A 515-nucleotide genomic window follows, 5' to 3' on the forward strand; every position below is an offset into this window, starting at 1 on the left:
TCTGGACCGGGATGTCGACGCCGAGGTGTTGTCGGTGTTGGCGGGTGTGCTGGCGGACCTGCCGGCTACCGGCGGGCAGGTGGCGGTGCGCGACGCTCTGGTGTGGACGCCGCGTCTGGTGCGCGCGGCGCTCCCGTCGACCGGCGCCGCCGTGTCCCCGACGGCCGGCGCTGTCGCCGCGGCCGGCGACCCGGTGGCGCCGGGTGGTGTTGGTGACGGCACGGTGCTGGTGACCGGTGGGACCGGGTCGTTGGGTGCGTTGGTGGCGGAGCATCTGGTGACCGCGCACGGGGTGCGGTCGCTGGTGCTGGTGTCGCGGCAGGGTCCGGCCGCGCCCGGCGCGGACGTGCTCGTCGAGCGTCTGACCGGGCTCGGCGCGTCGGCGTCGGTGGTGGCCTGCGACGTGACCGACCGGGGTCAGGTGGCGCGGCTGGTCGGCGGCGTCGAGGGCCGGTTGGCGGGGGTGGTGCACACCGCCGGTGTGTTGGACGACGGTGTGGTGTCCGCGATCAGCC

The 515-nt window shown here is 75.9% G+C and carries 1 protein-coding gene; it reads left to right on the forward strand.

Annotated elements, in window-relative coordinates:
* Positions 1 to 515: SDR family NAD(P)-dependent oxidoreductase (locus B1205_RS32170; RefSeq protein WP_254910134.1), on the forward strand; the 515-nt coding region annotated here is incomplete at both ends.

This window comes from Micromonospora sp. NBS 11-29 (assembly GCF_002140155.1).
GTDB lineage: Bacteria > Actinomycetota > Actinomycetes > Mycobacteriales > Micromonosporaceae > Micromonospora.